Origin of the sequence: Wolbachia endosymbiont (group B) of Eupithecia inturbata, from assembly GCF_964030915.1 — a bacterium.
In the GTDB taxonomy this organism is placed as follows: domain Bacteria; phylum Pseudomonadota; class Alphaproteobacteria; order Rickettsiales; family Anaplasmataceae; genus Wolbachia.
In genome coordinates this window covers 1,220,067-1,238,265 of sequence record NZ_OZ034987.1, presented here as the reverse complement: position 1 = coordinate 1,238,265, position 18,199 = coordinate 1,220,067, and the positions used below count along the sequence as shown (strand labels likewise).

The following is an 18,199-nucleotide window of genomic DNA, read 5'->3' as shown; positions in this document are numbered from 1 at the left end:
TCAAACCTCTATTTTTTGTTTCTATTTTATTTTTATTTCTCGGTTTGACACACTTTTTTGAACATTCCCTTATAACCTCAGTTGCGGATTAGCCAACGAAGTAAAGCTTAGAAATGCAGGGCTTTTTCGGCTGCATGGAATATGAAACAAGCGTAGAAAAAATGTGTACCAAAAAATTTATCGGTGATCTATGTCTTGTATGCTCAATCTCAAAGTTGTTTTTCAGAGAGCCAAAAACTGTCTCAATAATCGATCTTTTTCTTAACAAAATCTTCTCATTTAGCGCCATTAATGAGTTTTTCATACCCTTTTTTATACTGGTTACAAGCTTTAACCCTCTATCGAATAATTCGTGAAAAAGATCTTTTTTGATATATCCTTTATCTCCAAACAATAATCCAGTCAATTTCTGAGTTAAATTTGGCACAGGTTTTCTATCATCAATGTTGCCTTTTGTCACCGTAACCCCTTGAATTTCGCCAGCTTCGTTGATTACTAGATGTAGTTTAAAACCGAAAAACCACCCATAGGTAGTCTTTCCAATCTTTGCCAACCCTTTGAAAACTTTATTTCTCGAGGTCCTTTTTGGATGGCAAACAGCGATAGATGTTGCATCTATGTACGAAATCCCTGTCACTTTTGACTGTTCGCAAAACCATTGCATTAAGAGCACTAAATACCATAAAACCCTAGATTTTAGCCTAATAAACCTACTATAGGATGGCAATTTTGGAAACGCTGATTCGTATAATAATTTCAAATAATGCACATAGAAAATTTTAAAATTGTCGCACTTGGATTGGTGATATAGCAATATTATGGTAAGAATCTCTGAATGCGTAATCTCTGGCGTCCTGGTTGGTTTTTTGCTACTTGGTAGAAGTTTTTCTGCAAAATTCTTGTCAACTGAATTGCAAAAATCGTCGATCAGGCAAAATAATTCTGTTATATTTTCATTCATTGGTAACCTCTCTATTTTGTAAATAATTTTCCGAGGTTACCCTATTTTCCTGGCTTTTTCACTGATTTCTAATCCGCAACTGGGGTTTATAGCACTGATTTTGATCAAAAATTTTATGTAGTCAGTTTATTTACAATCGATTTTCCAGTGTCAGCCACTTAGATGACATCTTTTTGACTCTTAATATTAATATGTTTATACAATTGTGTACCAGTGTTGAAATGACCCACTCAAAAGGGGATTGTATTTACTCTGAATCAGATGATAAATTAGATGCTTGGTAAGCGTAATTTGGAGCTTCCTGTGTAATGATTATATCATGAGCATGACTTTCTCTTAACCCTGATGAAGTAATAGTGACAAATTTGCAGTTTTTTTTCATCTCTTCTATATTACGGTTGCCAGTGTAACCCATTGCAGCTTGCAACCCACCAATTAACTGAAAGATCACTCCTGAAGCTGGACCTTTAAAAGGAACTCTTGCTTCTACTCCTTGTGGGACTAAATCAAGTTTTGAATCTTGAAAATAACGGCTAGCTGACCCTCGTTTCATTGCACTAATAGATCCCATTCCTCGATATTCCTTATATGCTCTACCCTTATACATGATAATCTCACCTGGGCTTTCCTCAGTACCAGCAAAGATTGAACCTATCATCACAGTATCAGCACCAGCTGCAATAGCTTTTGCAACATCTCCCGAATATTTTATTCCACCATCAGCAATTAGTCTGACGTTTTTTGCTCTACACACCTCTGCAACATTCTTGATTGCAGAGAATTGCGGCATACCAACACCTGTAACTATTCTGGTAGTACAAATTGATCCGGGCCCTATTCCAACCTTTACTGCATCAACACCAGCATCAATTAACGCTTCAGCAGCCTCCTTTGTTGTAATATTTCCGCCGATTAATTGCGTATTCGGATACATCTTTTTTATTTCCTTAATGGTGCTGATAACGTTCTCGGAATGACCGTGAGCGGTATCTACAATAACCACATCGACTTCCTCTCCGATCAAAGCTTCACATCTTTCTATACCATCTTTTTTACCAGTACCAATTGCAGCGGCAACTCTGAGTCGACCTTTACTGTCTTTACATGAATTTGGATATCTATTGTATTTTTCGATGTCTTTAACTGTGATTAGACCTATGCAACAAGAATTTTCATCAACAACCAAAAGCTTCTCTATTCTATTTGCATGCAACAATTTCATTGCTGAGGCGCTGTTTACTGCCTGCTCTCGAACTGTTACTAACTTATCTTTTGTCATTACCTCGGAAACTTTTATATTCATGTTCTGGTCTTCAATAAACCTCACATCTCGATTAGTTAAAATTCCCACTAACTTGCGTTGATCAACTACAGGAATGCCGGAATAATTATACTCTCTCATTAATGAAACTGCTTCTGCAACTGTTTTATCTGGGGAAATTGTAATTGGGTTATACACGATCCAGCTTTCATATTTTTTCACCCTTCTTACTTCTAACACTTGTTCATCTATTGATAAATTCTTATGTATGCAACCTATTCCACCATGTTGGGCAATAGCTATTGCAAAGCCTGATTCAGTGACAGTGTCCATTGCAGAGGATATGAGAGGGATATTTAGTTCTATATTATTTGTTAGATAAGTTCTTGTGTCTGCATCACGAGGCAATACATCAGAATAGGCCGGTAAGAGAAGTACATCGTCAAACGAATAACAAGCTTCCATTTTTTTCATATGCTTTATTTAAAGCTTATACGCCAATTAATGAAATTGCAATAGAGCTTTTGCAAAATTAGCCTGGCTCCAGCTATTTTTAGATCAAAATAGGATAGAAGAGGGATGTAGCTCCTAATATATTTATCGCAAAATTACATTATTTGCTAGCAAACAGAACTGCTCAATAGTTAAGCTTTCTGGACGTTCGTCTCCACTCAGTTTAGCATTCTCAAGAGTAGTTGAGACATCACTAGTTATACTTTGCAAGCTATTTCTCAGCATCTTTCTTCTTTGAGCGAACACAGCACGTGTTAGCTTTGTTAAGGTTTCTAAATTTACTGCAAATCTTGGAGTGGGTAAAGGTTTTACTGTAATTACTGAAGAATATACTTTTGGTCTTGGAAAAAATTCCTTAGGTTCAATATCAAATTCCTTTTTTATGTCGCATAGTAACTGGCTTAGCACTGATAGGGAACCATAATCTTTAGAATTAGGTTCTGCTGTAATACGCTCTGCTACCTCCTTTTGGAACATTAACGTCAAATTCGTAAAAAATTTTATATTATTTAACCACTTTAAAAATAACGCTACTGAGATATTGTAAGGCAAGTTAGCAATGACTTTGACTGGACATTCTACCAGCTCTTTTTCTACAACATTAAGTGCATCTGCTTCTATAATTCTATATTTTCCCTGATGCTCATTTAGCAATTGTTCGTGATGTTTCACTAAACTACTATCTTTTTCTATAGAAAGTAGAAACTTTGGATTATACGCCAATATTTCTCTTGTTAACGCACCATACCCAGGACCAATTTCAATAACATTAAAATCTTTCAGGCTACCAGCTAAGGCAACTATTCTTTTTGTTATCTCATTCGATAAAATAAAATTTTGCCCTAGACTCTTTTTTGGCTTCAGTGAAAATTTTTTCATATGATCTTAGTATGCAGTATTTTAAAAATTAGTTGACGAAAATTCATCAATAATTGTATATTGTCAGTGTATTTAATGCCGGCTTAGCTCAATTGGTAGAGCAACTGACTTGTAATCAGTAGGTTGTCAGTTCAAGTCCGACAGCCGGCACTCTCATTCATATAAGAAAAATTGATGTCCTTTTTAATAGTAGCAAATTGGAAAATGAATGGAACACGTTCTTCATTTGTTGACTTTATGAACAAACTCAATAACAAGAGTAACGGGATTACCTCTAAATTAGTAATTTGCCCTCCTTTTACATCATTTCCAAGCAGTATAGAGTTGAACAATAATATTAAAATAGGAGGACAGAATTGCCATCATAAAGAGTTTGGTTCTTACACAGGTGAAATTAGTGCAGGAATGTTGAAGGAACTAGGATGTAGTTACGTAATACTTGGACATTCTGAAAGGGCTCATGAAAAAGATAGTGAAATAAAACTTAAATCGAAAACAGCAATAGAATCAGGATTACACCCAATCATCTGTGTAGGTGAAAACTCAGAAGATTATAAAAATAAAAAAACAAAAGAAGTAATAGAATATCAATGCAAAAACCGTTTGCCAAAACAAGGTGAATATACCATAGCATACGAACCGATATGGGCAATAGGAACAGGAAATGTGCCAAATAATGACGCAATTGCTGAGGTGATAGAGATAATAAAATTGTGTACTGGTAAAAAACACATTATATATGGTGGCTCAGTCAGCTCAGAAAATATAGGAAACTTGCTCAGTATTCCAAATCTATTGGGAGTTTTAATTGGTAGTGCAAGCTTAGATTTTGATCACTTTTATCAAATTATACAACAAGTCGAGAAAAAACTTTCTCTTAATTAATTCTAAAGGATAAATACTCTTATTGTAATGGTAAGGGAGTTGGCAAAATGTGTCAAGGAGTTTTCTATTGGCTAAGGTTGTGACAATAAAGTTAAGCACTGCCAAAAACTATGGAAGAAGTCATTATAATTTGTATTATATCTTTATAAAATGGTTCGCATAAGTTATCTAGAAGTGCAACTAAACAAATACAAAAATCAAAGTGTTGCGGTTTTCGGCCTTGGTAAAACTGGTTTGTCCGTTATTAATGCTCTAACAAAAAGCAGTGCAAAAATATATGCATGGGATGATAATAAAGAGCAAATAGCAAATGCAAAAAAGATATATAAAGAGTGTAACTTTACTCATCCCAATGAGTATAATTGGCATGAGATAAGCACACTAATTTTGAGCCCTGGAGTGCCAATACCAGCGCATTGGGTAGTAAAACTTGCAAGAAGCTTTGACTGCAAAATAAAATCAGACATTGAGCTATTTCTTGAAACTAAAACTACAAGCCAGAAGGTTGTAGGCATCACTGGAACAAATGGCAAATCAACCACCACGTCACTAATAGGGCACATATTAAAATCCACAGGGAAAAAAGTAGCTATTGGCGGGAATTTAGGTGTGCCTATTTTGGATTTAGAAAGAGATGCAGAAATTTATGTAATTGAATTCTCCTCTTTTCAATTGGAGCTAATAAATAAAATTAATGTAGACATTTCTGTATTGCTCAACATCACACCAGACCACATAGATAGACATGGAAGTATGAATAACTACATAGCAACTAAATTAAAACTGATAAACAGTAGCAAGATTGCCGTGATAGGATGTGATAACAAAATTACCGCTGATGTATTCAATAAATTCACTGGGAACAAAATTCCAATTTCAGTAACATATTCCCTGGTGTCATTCCAGCGCATGACCAGAAAAGAAAAACCATTGCCAACTACTCAGATGATAGAGGGTAGTGCAAGAGATCTAATATCATTGGCAGATAACAATTTGCTTGATTATAGTGAACAGATTACTGGTATAGATCGAAATTATCTGGATCCCAGTGTCAGCTACTTGGATGACAAAAGGAGTGCTGAGATTCAGGAGATCTCGCTAAAACTAGAGAATCACAACTTATCAATGAGTGATATGAAAGTAAACCTAGTATCCAATGTAGAAAATATAGTAGCTGCACACGCTGTGTGCAAGTTACTTGGAGTAGATAGCAGCACTATTGTCAATGAAATCAAATCCTTTCCAGGGCTAAGACACAGAAATGAATTTCTTGGCAAAATACATAATGTACTTTTTATCAACGATAGCAAAGCAACCAATGCAGAATCGACCGAAAAGGCAATTTTATCTTATAAAAACATATATTGGATTGTTGGCGGAAAAAGCAAAAAAGGCGGAATAGAATCATTAAGCAAGCATTTCACCAAGATTAGAAAAGCTTTTCTTATTGGAGAATCAACTGAAGTTTTTGCAAACATTATGGAGAACAAAATAGATTATATGAAGTGCTATAATCTAGAAAACGCATTTAAACTGGCTTTTGAAGAGGCCATAAATAGCAAAGAAGAAGTAGCGATATTACTTTCTCCTGCATGTTCTTCTTTTGATCAGTGGAAAAATTTTGAAGAGCGCGGTGAAGCATTTTGCAGAATGTTTGAAAATCTCAGGTATAATTATATGTGATGTTTAGTATAATATTGTATGGAACAAAAGTTAATAGTAGATGAGCTGATTAAGGTTATTCCATTTGAAGGAATAAGTGATGCAACCTTATTGAAAGTGTGCACGAACCTTAACCTAGCCAATAGTTTTTGTAAATTTCAAAATGGAATATATAGTGCTTTGGAGTACATAGCAGAGGACTTAAATAGCTCAATGGAAACTGAACTTTGGAATTCCAATTTAGAAGATATGAAGGTAAGAGAGCGGATAAAGTTAGCTGTCCAAATACGCCTTTCAAACTATGCTAAGTTACCAAATTACAGAGAGTTTTTAAAAAACGTTTTATCATTCTCTATATTACCCCAAAATACATATTTTTCTAGTAAACTCTTGTACAGAACTGTTAGCGCGATTTGGTATGGCATTCATGATCAATCAACAGATTTTAACTACTATACAAAAAGAGCAATATTAGCTGGAGTGTACTTAAGTACGATACTTTTTTTTATCAATGATTATTCAGAAGATTTTGCAGATACCCTGTCGTTTCTTGACAAACGTATCAACAATGTCATGACATTTCAAAAGTTTAAAACCCGTTTGAATAGAATGGTAAGAAACTTCTTATAGCCTCTTTACTTATACGAGTTACTCGTATTTATACCTAAAGCTGCCTTGATTTTTATGTTAAGATAATTGAACATCCACTAACAGTGAGCTTAACAAAGAACTTGATTGAAAGCAATACATTAGAAAGTAGTTTTGCTGGAAACTTGAAGTAGACAGAATTGATACACATAAAGCTGATCCATGTACAAAAGTATCTGTTCAGATACACGACTAATGCTGTGTGATCCATAGAGGTTACAATAAGAATGTAAGATCAAATAGAAATTTGGATTTGCAGTAGTTTATAGACCTTATTACAATTGCAAAGGATAAATTAGTTAATCTAGGGTTAAACTACGTCTGAGTTGGATAAAACTATACAAAGAGTTGGGTCATGCAGGAAAGGTATGTCAGCATTATGGTATTTCACGGTTTACCTTACGTAAATGGTACAAACGTTATGAAGAGTTAGGTGAAAAAGGATTAGTAGATCTCAGTAGTAAGCCTAAAACTTCACCTTTGCAAAAGATCAATGAATCAGATGAGCAGCTTATTCTTCATCTAAGACAAACTAGAAAGCTAGGGGCAAGGCGTATTCAAACCGAGTTAAGACGTCTATATGATTTATCCTTGTCATTGGCTACTATACACAAAATTTTCAAAAAACATGATGTAAGTCTTCTGCATGTTAAACGTCATTATCGCAAACAGGTCAAGCGTTATAACTGTAAAGTACCTGGAGAGCGTGTGCAGATGGATGTGTGCAAAATATCGTCAGGGCTTTATTCAGGAAATTGTGGACTTTAATATATCGGATTTAGTAACTTCAATAAATTGTGATATCTCTCTTACAGATTCATTCAAACTTAATTAAGTGGGAGTATTGTTAATGCGAAAAGGGTTTAATTAAAATGGTATGGCGTGTGAGGAAGACATACATCAATTGGTAGAAAGTGGATTTGATATTAACTCAAAAGATGTAAGCGGAGTCACTCTCTTGCATAAGTTTACAAAAGAAGGCGATTTAGTTGGAGTAAAATCATTATTAGAGCACGAAGCTGACTTTAATGTTGTGGACAATGAAAATAGAAATCCACTGCATTATGCTATTATGCATGGACACAAAAAAATTGCTAAACTTCTTGTTAATCAACTGACAATTAATTCTAGAGATAAAAATGGATTTACTCCACTTCACCTTGCTACACTACAAGATGACACAGAATTAATGGATTTTTTAATAACAAAAGGCGCAAAAGTTAATGAAAAAGATGCTGAGGAAGGCTATACTCCTCTTCACATAGCTTCATTATACGGTTCTAAAAAGAGCGTCCAGATTTTAATTGATAGCGGAGCAAATCTTGAATGTGAAGATAATAACTTTCGTACTCCTTTATTTTTGACCATTTATCAATGTACTACACATTATGAAAGTAGAGCAGAGATTATAGAATATCTGATAAAGAAAGGTGCAAACATAGAAGCAAAAGATGCAGAAAATAATACTACGCTTTTTCTAGCAGCATATAACAACAAAATGCAACTGGTAAAGCTTATTGTAAAGCAAGCAAAAGCTAAGTTAAAAGAGTTTATTTGCACAAAAAATAAACATGGTTTTGATGCACTGGATTGCGCTATTAAGCATAATAATAGGCAAATGGTAACATTTCTTGTTTCAAAGGGAATAGAAGCAGATGACCAAGATTGTAGCGGTAACACCAGGTTACATAAAGCTAGCTATAATGGTGATACTAAAGCAGTTAAGTTCTTATTGGAGCTTAAGGTAAACGTTAATGCTGTCACTAGATGCAACAGAACTCCTCTGCTACTTGCAGCTAAAAAAGGCCATGTAGAAATTGTAAGAATGTTGTTAGCAGTAAAAGCCAATATGAATATTTGTGATCAACAAGGTTTTACACCTCTGCATCTTACTATTCAAAAGGATTATTTTGATATAGCTCAGCTATTAATAGAAAAAGGGGCAATTAATTGTAGTAATGATTATACTGCAATAGATATGTTTATTGACAAGGCTCATAGCAAAAAAAATATTGAAGAAAATTACAAAAAATTTTGTAGGTTTTTGATGCTTTACTTGAAAGAGCTACATAGTAAACACAAAGCCTTTTGTGTACTTTCAATCCTAGCTCTAAGCTTAACAATTATAGGTTTACCATTTATTTTCAAGCCTATTATTAAATATAGAGAAAGAAGTAAAATATATAAAAAAATTAGGGCTATGCTGATTTATATTTAAGTATAACAGGAGAACTAAGCTAATATATGACAATTATCTGCTCGATAAAAATGGAATTAAATGTATCCGTTTAGCAGAGTGGCAAAATAAAATAGACAAAACCATAAAAATAAATGGTGTCATGCAATTTGAGCTTCGGCATAGATCCCACATAAATTTTTTGGTACATATTTTTTCAACATTAATTTCGTATTCCATTCAAAGAATATTAATATTGGCATATAAGTATGAATATTATGCTAATATAATTACTTTTTAGGTATACATGGCAAATTTATGCCTGGAAACAGTTTTTCCTACACTTTCTTTATAAAAATCACAGGCGCCTGTTATTAGCTAAAGTAAAGGTCAAGTATCTGGAATTCTGGACATAAAATCCTCCTGTATGAAAAGATTAGAAAAAAAATGCAGCGCACATATGACAGATGTGTGTATACGCTGAAAAAGATACGCTACGTTTTTTATTGAAAAGTTAACTGAAAGTCTGCAGACAAAGATAGATTTTGAGCTCTTAAAATATTTCTAATTGTTATTATAATCAGATTCAAAATATGCGGAAGTAATTTTTTTTGACAATAGATTTCTTGCATAACCAAGTGTCATTCCAGCTGGGATCCAACTAAGTTGGTAAACACTTTACAACGTTTTTTGCGCGAAAAGGCTGGATGCCAGTGTCAGCTACTTGCATGACATCGTCTTGGATGAAAATCAGTACGTGATGCACCAAAAATTGTGCATCAAAAAGGGTGTCATTTGAGTAACTTTTTTGTTGTCATGCCAGTGTCAGCTACTTGCATGACACCTATTTGTTCCTATGATAGTCTTATCTGTCTATCTTATTTTGCTACTCTGCTGAACAGATACGTTTCTTTTACCTTTTTTATTCTGTAAATTTTTTAGTATTTGTATGTTTAACATAAGAACTACACAAGACTACAAATGGTGAATCAGCATTACCTTAAAGAGAGTACCCATATTTTCAGTTAACCTTAAAAATTCACTGAAGATCTTATTCTTCTGTTCATTACTTGCATTTTCCATTAAAGCTTGCGCTCTTTCCTTTATACCAAACAAATATAAAAATTCTCTTTGAGTTAAAATCTCACAATTTAAGTATTTTAATGAATCTTTTAACGCTTGAAAGTTTACAAGTGCAGTAATATCACTGTTACCAATATTTTCAAGAAAATTAGCATACTGATGCTGCCTTATCGATTGCAAAGTGCTCTTGTATGAAGGATATACATAACCATAATCTATAATCAGGGCAGCTCCTCCGTTATTGACTATCTTATTCTCAAGTTTCTTTAATATTTCGATTCCGGCTAGGCATACTTCCACTACTGCACCATTGAAACCCCCTGTCATTCCAGTCTGGAATCCAGTTTTTGGTCTGGTTAAGCACTGGAGTGACAATGAAAGACTGCCATCATCTTGTTTTATTACTCTATTTTCATACCACTGCCCATCACGATAAATAAATTGGTCAATTGGAAGGGCGTCAAATAACTCATTTGCAAAAAAAATAGTTGGCTGATTTGGTAAGTTGTCGACATCTGTGTGCCAATTAATATCTAATCCCTTTAATTTTTCCTTTTGTATTTTCTGTAAAATAGGGCTTATCTCAACTAGATGAATGTCCATTGAGCTAAAAAAACAGCTATATTTTTTGGTGACTCTTATTACATCATGAATGAGTGTTCCTTTACCTGGTCCAAGTTCAACTAGAGAAAATTTTGATGGCTTTCCTAATTTTTCCCATGTATTCATTATCCACACTGCAATTGTTTCACCAAATAGCTGACTAATTTCAGGTGCAGTAATGAAGTCACCATCTTTGCCAAGTGGTAATTTATTCATGTAATAGCCGTACTCTTTATGATATAGAGCAGCATTCATAAAATTACTGATGGATATTGATCCTTGGCTTTTATCAATTAATTCGTGTATATAAGTAAGCATATTATTAATAAATGTTTAACTATAGCGTGCCATACTATAAAATAGTGGAGTATTTATATATATAATATAAGTTTAAAGGCGATAGTGCTTTGGTTATGAATAGTCAAGATACGGATTATGTTACCCTTATACCTCAAGATGATGGTGTTGAATATAAATTTGAAGAAGTTGTCAATTTTGTAGAAAATAAGGTTGTAGGTGCTGATGGATTAACTTTAGCGGAGGTATTTCAAGCATTAGTTAAAATGCTGAATGGTGACCTAGAGTTAGTAAAAAAAGTGTTAGCATATGCTAATATTATGGTAAAGCATGGAATGAGGTTAGCAAAAGAGTCACAGCTAAGCAGAGCCGATGTTCGTCGAGCTTTAGAACGCAAAGAAAGTGTGTTTAATAGGCAAGATTTTATCAAAAAACCACCTCTTGTATCTTCTATAAAATCGGTTAAAAAGAAAAGTAGAGGTCTTTAAATGGCTGAGTCTATAAAAAAATTTACTGTACAGTGTGATTTCAAAGGACAGAATGCACCTTTTGCAGTATATATAGGAAATCCAAAGGGTGATACTCATCCAATTCACCATCAAGATTCATGGCTTGCAAAGGAGCGTGGAGGAAACATTCCTAATAAAGTTAAAGAAAGTTTGCAAAAATTATACAAGCTGTCTCAAGAAAACGGGATCTCTTTTCCAGAATTATGCGCATATGCCATTACTATAGTTAGTAATAATGATAAAAAAAGTGACGGTAAGTAGTTAGATTCTCAATATTTCATTTATAGAAGTTTTTGATCTCGTCTTCTCGTCCACTTTTTTTACTATAACTGCGCAATAGGTTGAAATGTTGTTTTTAGGTGGAGTAGATCCTGGTACAACTACAGAGTAAGGTGGTACTTCACCATAAAATATCTTGCTTGTTTCTCTGTCAATAATTTTTGTTGATGCTCCAATAAACACCCCCATACTAAGGACTGATCCTTCTCTTATTATGACACCTTCGGCTACCTCACTGCGCGCTCCAATAAAGCAATTATCCTCTATAATGACTGGAGAAGCTTGAATAGGCTCGAGAACTCCGCCTATTCCCACTCCACCGGAAATATGACAGTTTTTTCCTATTTGTGCACAACTACCAACTGTTGACCAAGTGTCTATCATTGTGCCAGAATCAATGTATGCACCAACGTTGATAAAGCTTGGCATTAGAACAACATTTTTACCTATGTAAGCAGATTGGCGGACAAAACACCCAGGAACTGCTCTAATTTTTGAATGGTAAAATTTTTCTTCATTCCATTCACTAAACTTACTACCGATTTTGTCAAACCAGCAATTGGTGTTGTCTATTATTTTGCTTTCCTCAGTGAGGAAATGTAATAATATTGACTGCTTTATCCACTTATGTACTATCCATTCTCCACTTGATAGCTTTTCTGCTACTCTAATTTTACCACTGTCAAGTAACTCAATTACCTCTTTGATTATTAATCTTGCTTCGTGTTTTAGATTATAGTCGTTAAGTTTTTCTTTATCTTTCCAAATATTTTCTATCTCATCTTGTAATTTTTTAGTTGCAAATTTTTCATTTATTATATACATATTGATATCAAATTTATATTATTTTATACGTAAGCACTATGAAAATACAATGTCATAATTGTACTAAAACTTACTTAGTATCTCGTGGGCAAATAGGTGAATCTGGAAGAAAAGTGAAATGTACAAACTGCAATCACATGTGGCATGAGTATCTAAAAGAAATGTCAAGTGAATTGTGCCCTGCTGGTATACAAGAAAAAAAAGCTAACTGGAGGCAAAGTTTAACTCTAGCTTTTGCAACAGTTGCAGGGTTATGCGTTATAATTGTTGGTGGTATCTTTCCAGGAGAGGTAAGTAAGATATATAAAGCAGTTAGTTCATATAAAGATTCAATAAGCCATAAATTAGGATACAAAAAAGTGCAAACGGAAAATTCAAGTGCGAGAGAACTTGTTGTAAATGAGTTTTATCAAGATTACCTTTTTCTATCTAATTTTAGATCTAATTAAATAGGCATAAGTCATCAATGTTATGCAAATAACTACACTTATTCCTTTATGATAGTGTCATTCCAATTTCAGCTACTTTCATGACGCCCTATGATTGTTATTACATCGTTTACTATAGATTTGTTTCAGAAGCTTACATCCAGAAAACTTGTATAGATTTTTTCTACTTCTGTGATATTATAAGCCTGTGATGATAAAATAAGTGGATATGGATAAGTCAGCGTATGAAATCATAGAGCATGAGTATGATGTGGTGATAGTAGGTGCAGGTGGAGCAGGGCTTAGAGCAACACTTGGAATGGCTGCAACTAATTTTTCAGTTGCCTGCATTTCTAAAATTTTCCCTACACGAAGTCATACAGTTGCAGCGCAAGGAGGAATTAGTGCAGCTTTGAGTAATATTGCTGAAGATGACTGGCGCTGGCATGCATATGATACAATAAAAGGTTCAGACTGGCTTGGCGATCAAGATGCAATAGAGTATATGTGTAAAAATGCTGCCAAAGCTGTGATTGAACTTGAAAATTTTGGTGTACCCTTTTCTCGTACGGAAGATGGAAAAATATATCAGCGTGCCTTTGGTGGAATGACAACTCACTTTGGTAAAGGAAAATCGGCTCAGCGTACTTGTGCAGCAGCAGATAAAACTGGGCATGCAATTCTTCATACTCTATATCAGCAATGTCTTAAATTTAACGCTGAATTTTTTGTCGAATATTTTGTAATCGATTTGATTATGGACAAAGGGACATGCTGTGGGGTGATAGCTTGGTCGCTGTGTGATGGTACGTTGCATAGATTTCGTGCACATTCTGTGGTAATAGCAACAGGTGGTTATGGACGTGTTTATTTTTCTGCAACAAGTGCACACACCTGCACAGGTGATGGTAATGGCATGGTGGTGAGAGCTGGGTTGCCACTTGAAGATATGGAATTTGTGCAATTTCATCCAACAGGAATATATGGCTCAGGGTGCTTGATGACGGAAGGATGCCGCGGTGAAGGTGGGTACCTCGTTAATTCTCAGGGTGAGAAGTTTATGGAACGTTATGCGCCAAAGGCAAAAGATTTGGCTTCTCGTGATGTAGTAAGTCGAGCAATGACAATTGAAATTAGAGAGGGAAGGGGAGTTGGGCCAAAGAAAGATCACATGTACTTGAATATAGCTCATCTTGATCCGGAAGTAATAAAGCTCAGATTGCCAGGTATTAGTGAAACAGCAAAGACCTTTGCAGGAGTTGATGTTACTAAAGATCCGATACCTGTTATTCCAACTGTTCACTATAACATGGGAGGTATTCCAACCAACTATCATGGGGAAGTGATCACGTTGCAAAAAGGTAAAGAAGAAGTGGTAGAAGGATTATTTGCAATAGGAGAGGCAGCATGTGTTTCTGTACATGGTGCAAATCGACTAGGTTCCAACTCGCTTCTTGATCTTGTGGTTTTTGGTAGAGCTGCCGCGCTTAGGGCAAAAGAAAAATTGAAACCTGATACACCACATAAAAAATTGCATTCAGACTGCACAGACTTGATAGTAGATAGATTTAATAAAATGCGATTTGCTTCTGGAGAGTTCAAAGTAGCAAAAATACGAAGTGAAATGCAGCACACTATGCAGAAATATGCATCGGTATTCCGTGTTGCTGAAGTTTTAGAGGAAGGTAAAAAAGCTATAAAAGAAGTAGCAAAAATGATGCCTAACATTGCAGTTGAAGATCGCAGTATGATATGGAATAGTGATTTGGTTGAAGCGCTGGAGCTTGCCAATATGATTCCACAAGCAGTTATTACCATGGAATGCGCAGCTAATCGCGAGGAAAGCAGGGGTGCTCATGCTCGTGAAGATTTCCCTGAACGTGATGATAAAAACTGGATGAAGCATACTATAGCATGGCTTAAAGAAGAGAAAAGCCAAGTTAGTGTAGAAATTGACTATAAAAAAGTTGCTGAAAAAACTCTGAGCGATGAGATTGATTTCATCGCCCCGGAAAAGAGAATTTATTAGTTAACCCATCTGGTTTATTTATAAATTGACGTAGTATTGATACATAGCTCATTTGAGTAGCTGGGCTTTCTTTATGCTCCGATTGATTTGACGATCTTTGTACTTCTTGCTCTGCTGAGTTGTTAGCTAAATTTTGTTGTTCAGTAATATTTTCAGGTTGTTTTGCAGCTAGGTGATCATCTTTACGGCTTTGCTTATCGTTGGTTAATTCCTTAACAGACTTCCTAATGCCGCTAAGTTCCAAAGTGAATATCAGACACACCACTCCTGTTATAGCTATGATGGGTAACGCTGCTCCAATTGCAATTTGTCCTTGGAAGCAAGAAAGTGTTACCATTGTAATAATAGTAGTTGCTACTGTGATTGCTAACAATACACTAGCTCTCCTGCCCGGATCAATGCATTTCCATGCAGCTTTTAGGCCATCTCCTGTTTTGTGTAGAATATGCTGACATTTTTTTGAAAAAGTTCTAACATTATATTTTTTTTCAAGTTTTTTCCTTAGTTCTTTAGCTTTTACCTTTCCTTCTTGTGGAGTTTTTGAGTAATTTTCTAAATTACGTAAAGTGCAATAATATTTTTCAGTATGAAATTCTCGATCTTTTAGTTTCAGATAACGGGAATCAGCACCTATTTCTAGCAGCTTTGCACAAAACTTTGTTGTATTGTCGTACTTTTTCCCTAGATCAAAAATTGTTTTCATTTGCGAAAGGTGGTTGCCTTTTTCTGCTTTTTTTGTTAATGATACTTGTAGCGGTGTTCTTCCTTCTTCGTTAATGGCCTTTATGGCCTTACCTAACTGATCTTCAGATATTTCTTTTTCTTTTACTAAACTGGAAATCAACTCCAAGCATGCAACCTTTTGTTCTCCTTTTAGCGAAGCAATATAGTGCAAAGCATTATTACCCTCTTTGTCTTGAGCAGTAATGTCTGCACTATTTTGGAGAAATAACTCTAAGGCTTTATATCTATTTGTTTTTTCAAATTTTTTATCTGTACATGATCGATCCTCATTTTTTTCTTTTATATGCTGGAATAAATAATAAAGAGGTGTTTGTTTTGCTGTATTTTCAGCATTTATAGCTTTTTTAAACTGTGCTTTAAGATACTCTTTTTCTTCCTCCTTACTTACATTTAATATTATATTTGAAAATTCAAACTTTCGTTTTTGCTTTAATTCTAAAACTATTAGATGTAAAGCATTATTACCATCTGTATCTTTCAGGCTAATATCTGCTCCTTTTTGCAATAACTCCTTAAAGGATTTCTCATCTTTATTTTTAATTGCTAAATGTAATTGATAATTATCATTACTATCTGGAGTATTTATGGTATGGGCTATAACTTCTTCAACTTTTGTTTTTATTTCTGGTTTTCGCTCAGCCAATTTCTCTAAAAATTTAAGATAGTATTCATTTTGCTTTTTAGATAATTTTTCTAAATCCTCTGTAGGTAAGCTTAGCTTGGCTCCATACTTTAACAATTTTGCAAGAAACTTAAGTGTATTATCGCTACTTCTAACTGTATTAGACTCATGTTTCCCTTTTATTATCTTGTTAATTAGTGCTACCTGAAAAGGAGTCTTTCCTTCTTGATTTTCACTATCAACAAGTTGTACTAAATTTTTCTCGTTAGCTATTTTTATCAAGGTATCTAGAAACTTAAGCTTTTGTTTCTTTTTGAGCGATGCAATAAGGTGTAAAATATTATTTCCTTTTTCATCTGTTATGCCACTGACATTTGTGCAATCTTTTAGGTATTTTCTAAATTTCCTGTTGTTTCCATTTTGGATTGCATTTAGTAATTGAACGTCATTATCAGAATCCGATATTCCGTTTATTCCATCTTCAAAATCGCTATCAGAATCTGATATTCCGTTTATTTCATCTTCAAAATCGCTACCGTAGCCACTGTCTTGTTCGCTGTGCCTACTAAAACAACTTTTAGTGACTTCAGAAATTACTTGTTTTTTTGTTTCATTTGATATTCTTTTCGATCGTTCTATTACTTCACCTAGCACTGGAAGGAAACATTGGACATAATATCTGTGATATTTTTCCTGTTCTCTAAGCGATTCTTCTAATTTAGTTAATACTTCAGGACTAGCGCCTTCCTTAAATAACCTTTTACATTCCTTGAGTGTTCCATCTCGACTTCCTGGTTTTTTATGCTGATGTTTTTCTTTTTTTACCTTTCTCTCTATAATATTATACAATTGCTTGTCTTTTTTATCTTGTTTTTCATTTTTGTTTATATGTTTATCTAGTTTGTTTGCATTAGTAACTGATACACTTAGATCTATACTCATATTAAAACCTCAATATTAAAAGCTATTTGGCGTTAACGAATTGTATTAAACTTTTAAATTGAGCTAGATGTTATCGAAATATAGGTGAAAAGGCAGAAAACTAGTTTCTATTAGAAAATCTATTGTCATAGTCAAATCCCCACTTTAGCACTTGTCTACTATTTTAACTATTTTATCTTAAAAAATAATAAATGTGGCTAAACTGTGAAGCATGAGTGCTCTGAAAGAGACAAACCAATGTTTTTATAGATCTTTCAAACTTGATTTTTCTTCTAATTTTTTAAGCATTCCTTTACTTAGTATTGATTTTATCTCTTCTACGCTTTTATCAAGATCATCATTAATTATTACGTAATCATATTTATTACTTTTACTTATCTCTTTTTGCGCTTCGGCTAATCTACGCTCTATTTCAATTTCATCATCACTATTACGCCTTTGTAGACGCAGTCTAAGCTCTTCCATTGAGGGAGGTAGTATAAAAACACTTACAACTTTTTCTCTTAAGATTTCAAACAAATGAAATGCTCCTTGCCAATCTATATTCAGTAAAACACTTATTCCACTACTCAGGTTTTGTTCTATAAAATCTTTTGGTATACCGTAAAAATTCTCAAAAACTTTGGCATATTCAAGCATTTGACCAGCCTTACATAGTTCGTGAAACTTTTCTTCAGTAACGAAAAAATAGTCTTTTCCGTTTACTTCACCGGGACGAGGTTTGCGTGTAGTCATAGAAACAGACATAACTAAATCAGTTGATTGCTCAAGTAATTTTTCTGATATAGTAGTTTTTCCAGCTCCAGAAGGAGAGGATAGAATCAGTAGTATGCCCTCATTTTTTACGGTCATT

16 protein-coding genes and 1 tRNA gene are annotated in these 18,199 nt (G+C 34.2%); 10 read left to right on the top strand and 7 right to left on the bottom strand.

The window, feature by feature from the left end; all coding sequences use genetic code 11:
• Positions 1-88: 88 nt before the first annotated feature.
• The 3 genes from ACQH21_RS05900 to rsmA form a co-directional block, all read right to left on the bottom strand.
• Positions 89-961 (bottom strand): IS982 family transposase, encoded by an 873-nt coding sequence (locus ACQH21_RS05900; protein WP_425383942.1) that lies wholly within the window; start codon positions 959-961, stop codon positions 89-91.
• A 247-nt stretch (positions 962-1,208) separates the two neighbouring features.
• A complete protein-coding gene (gene guaB / locus ACQH21_RS05895; protein ID WP_425384076.1) occupies positions 1,209-2,696 on the bottom strand; it encodes an IMP dehydrogenase in 1,488 nt (495 codons plus the stop codon).
• Between the two features lie 123 nt (positions 2,697-2,819).
• Positions 2,820-3,614, bottom strand: a complete 795-nt coding sequence (gene rsmA, locus ACQH21_RS05890; protein ID WP_211908479.1) for a 16S rRNA (adenine(1518)-N(6)/adenine(1519)-N(6))-dimethyltransferase RsmA — start codon at positions 3,612-3,614, stop codon at positions 2,820-2,822.
• 77 nt (positions 3,615-3,691) lie between these two features.
• On the opposite strand from rsmA, the gene ACQH21_RS05885 reads away from it, so the two are divergent.
• From ACQH21_RS05885 to ACQH21_RS05860, 6 genes are all read left to right on the top strand, one after another.
• Positions 3,692-3,764 (top strand) — tRNA-Thr (locus ACQH21_RS05885).
• A gap of 24 nt (positions 3,765-3,788) precedes the next feature.
• A complete protein-coding gene (locus ACQH21_RS05880) occupies positions 3,789-4,499 on the top strand; it encodes a triosephosphate isomerase (protein ID WP_425384075.1) in 711 nt (236 codons plus the stop codon).
• Positions 4,500-4,649: 150 nt separating this feature from the next.
• Positions 4,650-6,182: a Mur ligase family protein gene (locus tag ACQH21_RS05875; protein ID WP_425384074.1), complete on the top strand. Its 1,533-nt coding sequence runs from the start codon at positions 4,650-4,652 to the stop codon at positions 6,180-6,182.
• Between the two features lie 18 nt (positions 6,183-6,200).
• Positions 6,201-6,791, top strand: coding sequence for a COQ9 family protein (locus ACQH21_RS05870; RefSeq protein ID WP_425384073.1), 591 nt, complete (start codon positions 6,201-6,203; stop codon positions 6,789-6,791).
• Positions 6,792-7,157: 366 nt separating this feature from the next.
• Complete coding sequence (locus ACQH21_RS05865; RefSeq protein ID WP_264685347.1) at positions 7,158-7,577, top strand: helix-turn-helix domain-containing protein; 420 nt, start codon at positions 7,158-7,160, stop codon at positions 7,575-7,577.
• A 109-nt stretch (positions 7,578-7,686) separates the two neighbouring features.
• Positions 7,687-9,027: an ankyrin repeat domain-containing protein gene (locus ACQH21_RS05860; protein ID WP_264374963.1), complete on the top strand. Its 1,341-nt coding sequence runs from the start codon at positions 7,687-7,689 to the stop codon at positions 9,025-9,027.
• A gap of 933 nt (positions 9,028-9,960) precedes the next feature.
• Here the strand turns inward: ACQH21_RS05860 and ACQH21_RS05855 are convergent.
• Complete coding sequence (locus ACQH21_RS05855) at positions 9,961-10,989, bottom strand: class I SAM-dependent methyltransferase (RefSeq protein WP_265030977.1); 1,029 nt, start codon at positions 10,987-10,989, stop codon at positions 9,961-9,963.
• A 95-nt stretch (positions 10,990-11,084) separates the two neighbouring features.
• Here ACQH21_RS05855 and ACQH21_RS05850 point away from each other — a divergent pair, with 95 nt between their 5' ends.
• Together ACQH21_RS05850 and ACQH21_RS05845 are read left to right on the top strand one after the other, a co-directional pair.
• The gene (locus ACQH21_RS05850) at positions 11,085-11,456 is read left to right on the top strand and encodes a hypothetical protein (RefSeq protein ID WP_425384072.1); all 372 of its coding nucleotides are present in this window, start codon (positions 11,085-11,087) and stop codon (positions 11,454-11,456) included.
• Complete coding sequence (locus tag ACQH21_RS05845) at positions 11,457-11,738, top strand: DUF2610 domain-containing protein (RefSeq protein ID WP_007302102.1); 282 nt, start codon at positions 11,457-11,459, stop codon at positions 11,736-11,738.
• On the opposite strand, the gene dapD is transcribed toward ACQH21_RS05845, so the two are convergent.
• On the bottom strand, positions 11,739-12,581 hold the full coding sequence (gene dapD / locus ACQH21_RS05840; RefSeq protein ID WP_214303215.1) for a 2,3,4,5-tetrahydropyridine-2,6-dicarboxylate N-succinyltransferase: 843 nt from the start codon (positions 12,579-12,581) through the stop codon (positions 11,739-11,741). It abuts the gene before it with no gap.
• A 38-nt stretch (positions 12,582-12,619) separates the two neighbouring features.
• Between dapD and ACQH21_RS05835 the strand changes: the two genes are divergently transcribed.
• Together ACQH21_RS05835 and sdhA are read left to right on the top strand one after the other, a co-directional pair.
• Complete coding sequence (locus ACQH21_RS05835) at positions 12,620-13,030, top strand: zinc-ribbon domain-containing protein (RefSeq protein WP_007302100.1); 411 nt, start codon at positions 12,620-12,622, stop codon at positions 13,028-13,030.
• Between the two features lie 208 nt (positions 13,031-13,238).
• On the top strand, positions 13,239-15,038 hold the full coding sequence (gene sdhA / locus ACQH21_RS05830) for a succinate dehydrogenase flavoprotein subunit (RefSeq protein WP_010406910.1): 1,800 nt from the start codon (positions 13,239-13,241) through the stop codon (positions 15,036-15,038).
• On the opposite strand, the gene ACQH21_RS05825 is transcribed toward sdhA, so the two are convergent.
• Both ACQH21_RS05825 and gmk read right to left on the bottom strand, forming a co-directional pair.
• Entirely contained in the window at positions 15,010-17,346 is a 2,337-nt protein-coding gene (locus ACQH21_RS05825) for an ankyrin repeat domain-containing protein (RefSeq protein WP_425384071.1), read from the bottom strand. The two genes, sdhA and ACQH21_RS05825, sit on opposite strands and share 29 nt — an antisense overlap.
• A gap of 243 nt (positions 17,347-17,589) precedes the next feature.
• Positions 17,590-18,198 (bottom strand): guanylate kinase, encoded by a 609-nt coding sequence (gmk, locus tag ACQH21_RS05820; RefSeq protein ID WP_010406904.1) that lies wholly within the window; start codon positions 18,196-18,198, stop codon positions 17,590-17,592.
• Position 18,199: the final 1 nt, after the last annotated feature.